Source organism: Tissierellales bacterium (assembly GCA_025210965.1).
Lineage (GTDB): Bacteria > Bacillota > Clostridia > Tissierellales > JAOAQY01 > JAOAQY01.
Genome location: JAOAQY010000152.1, coordinates 1 through 7,180 on the forward strand (window position 1 = coordinate 1; position 7,180 = coordinate 7,180).

General features: G+C 29.2%; 12 protein-coding genes. 6 read left to right on the forward strand and 6 right to left on the reverse strand.

The window, feature by feature from the left end:
* Window positions 1-899 (reverse strand): site-specific integrase (locus N4A40_10580; GenBank protein MCT4662296.1); only part of this gene is annotated, 899 nt, incomplete at its 3' end.
* Between the two features lie 245 nt (window positions 900-1,144).
* Between N4A40_10580 and N4A40_10585 the strand changes: the two genes are divergently transcribed.
* From N4A40_10585 to N4A40_10600, 4 genes are all read left to right on the forward strand, one after another.
* Window positions 1,145-1,756: a hypothetical protein gene (locus tag N4A40_10585; GenBank protein ID MCT4662297.1), complete on the forward strand. Its 612-nt coding sequence runs from the start codon at window positions 1,145-1,147 to the stop codon at window positions 1,754-1,756.
* A 1-nt stretch (window position 1,757) separates the two neighbouring features.
* Window positions 1,758-2,120: a hypothetical protein gene (locus N4A40_10590; GenBank protein ID MCT4662298.1), complete on the forward strand. Its 363-nt coding sequence runs from the start codon at window positions 1,758-1,760 to the stop codon at window positions 2,118-2,120.
* The gene (locus tag N4A40_10595) at window positions 2,080-2,376 is read left to right on the forward strand and encodes a hypothetical protein (protein MCT4662299.1); all 297 of its coding nucleotides are present in this window, start codon (window positions 2,080-2,082) and stop codon (window positions 2,374-2,376) included. The genes N4A40_10590 and N4A40_10595 overlap by 41 nt, the downstream gene beginning before the upstream one ends.
* Window positions 2,377-2,449: 73 nt before the next feature.
* On the forward strand, window positions 2,450-3,007 hold the full coding sequence (locus tag N4A40_10600; protein MCT4662300.1) for a hypothetical protein: 558 nt from the start codon (window positions 2,450-2,452) through the stop codon (window positions 3,005-3,007).
* 29 nt (window positions 3,008-3,036) lie between these two features.
* Here N4A40_10600 and N4A40_10605 read toward each other — a convergent pair whose 3' ends face one another.
* The 5 genes from N4A40_10605 to N4A40_10625 form a co-directional block, all read right to left on the reverse strand.
* Complete coding sequence (locus tag N4A40_10605) at window positions 3,037-3,546, reverse strand: ImmA/IrrE family metallo-endopeptidase (protein MCT4662301.1); 510 nt, start codon at window positions 3,544-3,546, stop codon at window positions 3,037-3,039.
* 100 nt (window positions 3,547-3,646) lie between these two features.
* On the reverse strand, window positions 3,647-4,729 hold the full coding sequence (locus N4A40_10610; GenBank protein MCT4662302.1) for a reverse transcriptase family protein: 1,083 nt from the start codon (window positions 4,727-4,729) through the stop codon (window positions 3,647-3,649).
* 218 nt (window positions 4,730-4,947) lie between these two features.
* Window positions 4,948-5,253 carry a hypothetical protein gene (locus N4A40_10615; protein ID MCT4662303.1) on the reverse strand — a complete coding sequence of 102 codons (306 nt, stop codon included), beginning with the start codon at window positions 5,251-5,253 and terminating at the stop codon, window positions 4,948-4,950.
* Between the two features lie 10 nt (window positions 5,254-5,263).
* A complete protein-coding gene (locus N4A40_10620; protein ID MCT4662304.1) occupies window positions 5,264-6,112 on the reverse strand; it encodes a hypothetical protein in 849 nt (282 codons plus the stop codon).
* Window positions 6,113-6,250: 138 nt separating this feature from the next.
* Entirely contained in the window at window positions 6,251-6,601 is a 351-nt protein-coding gene (locus N4A40_10625) for a helix-turn-helix domain-containing protein (GenBank protein MCT4662305.1), read from the reverse strand.
* A gap of 161 nt (window positions 6,602-6,762) precedes the next feature.
* Between N4A40_10625 and N4A40_10630 the strand changes: the two genes are divergently transcribed.
* A complete protein-coding gene (locus N4A40_10630) occupies window positions 6,763-6,966 on the forward strand; it encodes a helix-turn-helix transcriptional regulator (protein ID MCT4662306.1) in 204 nt (67 codons plus the stop codon).
* Window positions 6,967-6,990: 24 nt separating this feature from the next.
* The coding region (locus N4A40_10635; protein ID MCT4662307.1) for a hypothetical protein at window positions 6,991-7,180 on the forward strand (190 nt) is incomplete at its 3' end.

Genomic DNA, 7,180 nt, shown 5'->3' on the forward strand with positions numbered 1-7,180 from the left:
CGAATTCGTCTAAGAATATTATCACCATCAACTTCTTTAAACTCATATTGTTCTATATAATGTGGACCGTATACTTTTCTATTTTCATCTTGCCACGCCTTTTGTTCCTTTAGAGCATTGATTAGAGTATTACCAATAGTAATAGTCCTCACAGAAGATTTAGTCTTTGTAGAGCCAAAATACCAGTTTTTATTGATTTTCAAAAGACTAGTATTTATATCAATCGTTCTATTTACGAAATCTACATCATCCCATGTCAAACTACATACTTCACCTATTCGACATCCAGTATAAAATCCTATCATAAGCATTATATGAAAAGTAGTTCCAACAGGAAACCTTTCGATTATAGTATTAAAAGTATCTATGGATATCATCTTCTTATTTTCAACTATTTTACTATGTTCATAGCGAGGCATAGAAACATATTGCATAGGATTATCTCGTATAAAAGAACAAGGATAGACAGCATACTTTAGTGCAGAATTTAGAACAGCAAAGATATTTCCAAGATAGTTCTTACTTATCCCCGTTAGATACTTTTTATTAATCAATTCCTGAAGAGTAGCAGGAGTCAACGATTTTAACTTGTAGAAACCTAAAGCCGGAATGAGATGTTTATCTACAATACGAGAGTAACTAATTATAGTATTTGGTTTACAATTGACTTTAGCGTAGTTGTCAATCCAATAATGAAGATAATCAGATACCGAAACCTCAGATGGTTCGAACAGTAAACCTGAATTGTGGTACTCATGGAGTGCTGCATTGAGAGAACGCTCTGCCTCCTTTTTTGTAGATCCACCGACACGTTCAACACGAATTCTTTTGCCATTTACATTGGCAGCTTCAAAAGAATAATACCATTTATTACCCCTTTTTCTTAAATAACCAGCCATAAAAATCTCCTTTCTTATCACTTGCGACCGAACATAAGTTCGATATAATTATAGCATATTGGGAATTATAAGTGAAGAGGAAATTATAATGCCAAAAAGTGTAATTTGCTATAAAAAGTTACACATTTGTTGTACGTATAGTGTGAAAATGTGATAAAAATTGACAAAGTGGGTATATCTAGGTTATAATAACAAATGAAATTTGTTATTATAACCTAGATATACCGACAAAAGGGGAGATAGACATGAGAGAAATTCAATACACGGATTTTAAAGAAGTATTATCAACTATTGATGAAAATAAAAATAAGTTTGAAATGCTTGAGGGAGTTCTAGAATTTACTGAGAAAGTGATTTATAGTAAAAGTTTGATAATGGGATTGGCTATTAATCATTCGATGGCTATGTTAGGTGAGGACATTACATATGGGTTATTTGATTATATAGTAGAACATAGTTTTAGTGAATTAATTTTGGCTGAAGATATAAATTCTGATTATGGGAAAAAATGGATTAAAGAGATTAATAAATTTAAATATAGAAATCAGCAAGCTATTGTAGTAAAAACGTTTAGAAAAAACAATCCGTTTTCATTATTGACAATTGATAGCGCATTCAGAGAAGAGTTGGGAAATCAAATATTGGAGATTGCTCGTGCTGATGGTGAGAATTTTCGTATTGAAATGGAACTTAGCGAACTACTTAATATGTCAACGCACATTGATGCTTTGATTAGAAACATGATTGAAGCTAATGGCATAGATTTTAATTCAGATGATCTTAAAAGCTATAAAGATAAGAGGGAACGAGTTTATGAGCAAATTTTAAAAATAGAGAAAGAAACAGAGGACAAGTAAAATGCCTCATCAAAAAGCATTGATAAATGCTAGAGCTAGGGTTGAAAAATATCAGAAATGTGAGAAAGAAAAAAAAGATTTAATGGATATAAGGAAGTTAGCAGAAAGTATTAAAGATGCAAAAAAACTAGTAGAATATATTGAATTTAACGACGAAAAAATTAATGATACGATAGTAAAAAAAGCAAAAACACTTTATGCTGATTTAGAAAGTATTTATTTGTCTAAATCAATAACAGAGCAGAAATATCATGATTTTAATAGAGGTATTGAAAAAATAGCGAACCTTGCTGAATATGCTGGAAAAAAGGAGGATGAAAGGAATGATGAGGACTGTGTTGGCACCGGATGTTGTAATGATTAATTTTGAATTTGAATCAATCAAAAAAGAAATAAAAAGTATATTTAATAAAGCTTATCTAGTTACTGAATCTTGTGATTATGTTAGTTTTGTTGATAATAATTCAAACTATAATATAGATATTGATGATTTTGGGAAGATAGATTGTTTCTCTATTAGTTCTGATTATTTTCCGTCAAAAGAAGTTGAGCAGGTTAAAAATATTTTTAAAGAAAAATTCGCTATTAAATATAACAGGTGCATACAAGTGAATGTGTAAAAATTATTTATGGTTGTATTTACTGGGGGTTTTTGCAGTAGTTCTATTTTTCCCTATAGTTATAATGATTTTGATGAAACTTTTAATGGAAATTGGATATATTGTAGGCATCAAAGTTTTTTTATTCGAGATTAGAAATGCAGATAGCATAAGCATGGAGAATTTTATTTATTATTGGATTACGTTAATTGGAATTGAATGTGCAAGCATAATTGCTTGGTATTTATATAAACTAGATAAAAATGAAAAAATTAAGAGAGAGTTACCTAAATATAATAGTGCAATTTATTTTTTGATGGAAAATTTAAATAAAAATAGAAATGAAATGGGAACCATAAGAAATGGCTATAGCCTTTTTGATATATTGGAAAAAAATTATGATAGAAACATTGATTCATATATAAACTATATTGATACTGAGGGTGTTTCAGATAACCTAAAATGCTTAAAGCTCATAGAGTGGAAGGAAGAGTGTCAACTAACAGAAGAAATTGAAAGTGTTTATTCCATTTTGTTTAAGTTCAAAAGTTGTGGGAACAGAATTGAAAAAGATAGGTATAAAAATTTAAAGAAAAATATTGATAAATGCATAGAAGCAATTAATAATTATAATATAAGAGGTAGCAATTGAAAAGCAACTCAAATCTGAGTTGCTTTTTTCTATCCAAAAACATTAACAATATAAGCCGATGGCAATCCTGACAAAACCAAAACACGCTCTTGATCCAATCCCCACGACAACTTTTCCCTGGCCATAAACCTAAACTTCTCCAGGACAAACGACTCAGCAACTTCAAAATGACTAGCCAAAGAATCCATTGATAAACCTATCTGAGAAGAAATAAAAGACAAAACTTCATCCGTTGGCATCAAAAACTCAGTAGCCCATCTCATCGCTTTCAACTCTTGCCTATTCACATTGGAAGATGCAGCAGAAGAACTAGGGTAGCCATGTGGCAATATATCACCAACAGTAGTGAGATGATGACCAATCTCTTCAGCCAAAACACATTTATATGTACGAGTATCCTCAATGCAAGTATTAATCAGAATGAAACTGCCATCAGTATCGTGTAAATAATACCCATGAATCAAAGGATCCATGGGTACAATAGATAAATCAATATTGTAAAAATCAACTAATGATTCAAGTTCCTCTAAAGTTTTCAATATAATTCATTCCTTTCTATGTGTAATAGTGGCGAAGGAATATAACTTTAGTTCATTATACATCGAACGTACGTTTGGGTCAAGGCTGTTTTTAGCAGATTTAGTATCTAAAATTTTTCAAAAGTATTTTTAAATATTTACTATAATGTTTAAAAGTAGAATCCTTTGGATTCAAGAAACATACAAAATTAACTTGTCCCAAAAGACTTTGAAGATATTTTTTAGGCGGCATATCAATATCTGCATTTGCCATATGATTTAATAGACCAAATTTATTTATGTAATATAGTTGTTGTCTCAATTTTAATCTTTTTCGTTTTGAAACTTGCATTTTCTTGTTAACAACTATGCCAGTAACCATTTGACAAGTATTTTGACGTAATACTCTAGTTTTATCCAAATTTGGTTGAAAACCATTATTTCTCAATATATCATATGCCCATGGTATTAATTTTGAAGGATTAATATTATTTCCAGAGAAAGTGATATCATCTGAATACCTAGAATACCTAACACGCTGACCATCAGTAGATAATAATTCGGCTAAATTAGCTAGCTCATCATCTAGTTTAATGCTTAATAAATTAGATAAGCAAGGGCTAGTTGGAGCTCCTTGAGGCAAAGATCCATTAAGGCAACATAATTCTGAAAGTAGAGTAGCGACTGCTTCATTATAACCTAGTTCTCTAAAAAAATTAAAAACTTTTGAAATCTTGATACTAGGAAAATAACTTTTTATATCCATGCATATCACTACATTTTGATTTTGATGAAACCTAGCATTGTCTTTTATTGAGAAATTTTTTTTATAAGCTTTTGAGTATTTACTAGTTTCAATATTTAGTAAAATTTCATTTAAAATCCATTTTTGAATTTCTTTTAACAATTCAAATGGTTCTGCAATTTTTCTGGTTTTTCCATTTTTCTTTTTTATATCATAATATCTATAGAAATCGTGAGATGAGTTTGAAATAGTATATACGTAGCTGGATTCAATTCCAACTAGTTGTGAAAAGTGAAAGCCATCATATATGATGGGTAAGTTGGCTGAATTAAGCTTATGAGAATATTCTAAGCATTCTAAAATATATTCTTCGGAGAGATCCATTAAAGAGGCTTTATTATAAAATTTAAGTGCATAGTCTTGAAATGATTCGTTATATAGTTCAATCTGAAAAGACATATTAAAACTCCTTTTTGAAAATTTATCTACAAAAAATACCAGCAAACGCTTGGAAAGCGTTTGCTATGAAATCTATATCTTTTAATAATTTCTTTAGATAAGAATCTTCGTAGCCTTAGCGGAGATGATTCTTATCTAAGGTGCTTGAAATGCTAGATAATGTAATTGCATTTAGAATCTAAATACTATAATACATATTAGTTTATATATTATGTTGTCTAGATAAAATTTTCAGGAATATATATGTCATTTTCAGATTTTTCACTACGATATATATTATACGGGATTATATATTTTTTGCAACCCCTTAATTTTAAATTTCTAGACAATTCATTCATATAATCAATACCATTTTTGGTTATGACAGGGTAATTTTCATAGTCATTTTTAATATAATTTTGCTTTTGACAAAAATCGATTATTGTATTAAGTTTGCTGATTGATAAACCATATCCGTCGGTTAAGTAACTGTATGAAATGTTTTTTTGGGTACAAAGCAAAAAATAATAGTAATCTATATCCATGATATCACTCCTATTTACTATTTCTATGAAATGGTGCTGGATTTTTTGGTATAAATTTGTGGAATAAAGGAATAGTATTATTAGGTGTTCTTATTAAGGTTATTAAATCACCGCATCCTCCATGTCCATTATAAGGTTCTTTTAAATTTATGTTCTCAAGAATATTTTCGCATCCACCAATGCTGTACTTCGTTTTTTTATAATAAATAATATCAACTTCTAGATTATTAGAATTGATATATTCATGTAGTTTTTTAAGTCCAAGTTCATTTATATATAGACAAAGAATAGTAATCTTAGTAAAACTATGATTTTTAGAATCGACAACTTGAAAGATATTTTCTAGAGATTCAATAGCTGTCTGACCACTACCAATATAGTCATCAATTAGTAATAGATTTTTATGATTTTTATGATTAGCTTCTATAAATAGTTTTTGATAGTTGCATATTACTGAAAATTTTTTTTTATTGAGGATGTCATTGTGCAAAAAAGAATAATGAAAAAATAAATAAATTAAAAATGATGAACTTTTTATGTCTTGAATAGCCTTTGCAGGGATAAGTGGAAATAACAATATACTTTGTCTATCAGTATTTTCTTTGAAATATTTTGATATAAGAATGTTTTTCAGTAAAGGCAAATAATCTTCTAATTCTACAATTGTATATTTTCTAGTCAAGTCTAAGAAAACATCTTTTTGTTCTTTAGTTTCAAGCTTGTCATATCTTTTAAGAAATTTTTGGAATAAAGAAGATTCATTATCTGCTATGTCCCAATCTAATTCTTCAAAAAGTTTTTTGCAGGTTATAAAACTTGAATTGCTTATGTTTGATTTGTTTTTTTTAGGTAAAGCCATAAAATCTCTCCAAATCTAAAAATAATATTTAATAAAAATTAATTATAAACAACAACGATAAAACCAACTTCATCATTGCTTTTTAACTATGTAACACCGATTACCAAACCCTCCAAAAAAAGCGACATCGCACCGTCGCTATTTCTTATCCTTATACTTCAACTTCAAAAGTCGAATATACTCATCAATCTGATCCAAAGCCTCTTGAGGTAATTCAGTAACACCTTCTTTTAAAGAAAATGCTTTTGTGACAATTTCATCAGAAGATTTGCTAGGATTGCGCTCGTCTGATTTTCCTAACAAATAATCAGTAGATACGCTAAAAATATCAGATAATTTTAATAAAGTTTCTTGTGATGGAAAACTACTATTATTTTCATATCCTGAAATAGTTTGTTTTGATAAATTCAAAAGTTTTCCAAGTTCAATTTGAGATAGTTCTTTTGCCTTTCTCTCTGTTCTTAAAATATCGCCAAATGTTTTATTCACAAGCATCTCCTCCATCTAAATTATAGTACAAAAATGCTGGACAATAAAGAAAATATAAAAAAAACCAAAAAAGTCGTACTAAATTTCTTGACAGTACGGAAAAATTGTACTAAGATATAATCAAAAGGTACGAAAAAGCTGGACATTGAGGAGGTGAGCTTATGTTTCATAAAGCGATAAAGGATATTTGTAATAGAAACAACGTAACATTAGCAGAACTTGGAAAAAACATAGGAAAATCAAGACAGTATATGTCTGAATTATCAAGAGGAAATATTAGATTAACTTATGAAATGGCAGTTAAAATTGCCTTGTTTTTTAATATGAAGCCAGATGATATTTTTTTTGGCTACAGAGTACGATAATATTGGACTAAAGGAGGACTTAAAATGAAAACCACAATCAAAGGCTACTCAAAATTATCACAACTAGCAAAAAAAGTATTCGATGAAACATACGCCAAGCATCAATTAGCTTTAGGCGAGTCAGAAAAAGCAAACTGGCAAGCAGTGAAAGTAAAAGAGCAAAGAGATCATATCCGTGTAGATTTCGCAAATGGCGAATGGTTACATTACACAG

Bases quoted from the DNA above. Each gene is read 5' to 3' on its own strand.
- N4A40_10585 (MCT4662297.1), top strand. From the start codon at position 1,145: ATGAGAGAAATTCAATACACGGATTTTAAAGAAGTATTATCAACTATT.
- N4A40_10590 (MCT4662298.1), top strand. From the start codon at position 1,758: ATGCCTCATCAAAAAGCATTGATAAATGCTAGAGCTAGGGTTGAAAAA.
- N4A40_10595 (MCT4662299.1), top strand. From the start codon at position 2,080: ATGATGAGGACTGTGTTGGCACCGGATGTTGTAATGATTAATTTTGAA.
- N4A40_10600 (MCT4662300.1), top strand. From the start codon at position 2,450: ATGAAACTTTTAATGGAAATTGGATATATTGTAGGCATCAAAGTTTTT.
- N4A40_10610 (MCT4662302.1), bottom strand. From the start codon at position 4,729: ATGTCTTTTCAGATTGAACTATATAACGAATCATTTCAAGACTATGCA.
- N4A40_10615 (MCT4662303.1), bottom strand. From the start codon at position 5,253: ATGGATATAGATTACTATTATTTTTTGCTTTGTACCCAAAAAAACATT.
- N4A40_10620 (MCT4662304.1), bottom strand. From the start codon at position 6,112: ATGGCTTTACCTAAAAAAAACAAATCAAACATAAGCAATTCAAGTTTT.
- N4A40_10630 (MCT4662306.1), top strand. From the start codon at position 6,763: ATGTTTCATAAAGCGATAAAGGATATTTGTAATAGAAACAACGTAACA.